This window comes from Pseudomonas sp. EL_65y_Pfl1_R83, from assembly GCF_963970695.1.
In the GTDB taxonomy this organism is placed as follows: Bacteria; Pseudomonadota; Gammaproteobacteria; order Pseudomonadales; family Pseudomonadaceae; genus Aquipseudomonas; species Aquipseudomonas tritici.
The window spans coordinates 1-440 of the sequence record NZ_CAXAQI010000468.1; the positions used below are offsets into that span (position 1 = coordinate 1).

1 protein-coding gene is annotated in these 440 nt (G+C 63.9%); it reads right to left on the reverse strand.

The features are described 5' to 3' along the window. A partial coding sequence (locus AACY08_RS29865; protein WP_339472691.1) for a nitrilase-related carbon-nitrogen hydrolase occupies positions 1-189 on the reverse strand: 189 nt, incomplete at its 3' end. Positions 190-440 lie beyond the last annotated feature (251 nt).

Consider the following 440-nt stretch of genomic DNA (forward strand, 5'->3'; position numbering starts at 1 on the left):
ATTGTCGATCGGGGCCCAGAGCGCAGCCCATACCGGGAATGCAGGAATGAAGGTCTCGGGAAAAGCCACGATCGAAGCACCGGCGGCGGCTGCCTCCCGGATGAGCGAGATTGCCTTTTTTGTGGTCGCCGCGCGGTCGAGAAACACGGGTGCGGCGTGCACCGCGGCGGCCTTGAAGCGGGGAAGCATGGCTTTGTCCTTTGTTCCGGGCAGGCTAGTGGCGTCCCCGGGACCCCGATACAGACAATCCTGCAAGACGGCTTGCAGACTGCGGCAATACCTCCCACCGCACCGGCGGTGGCATAGCGCTTGCTGTCTGGTTGGGATGCATGAGTTCAATTCGCTCGACTGGGACGACCTCAAGATCTTCCTCCATGCGGCGCGCGGGGGCAGCCTCGGCAGCGCCGCCAAACGACTCCGGGTCGACCAGTCCACCATCA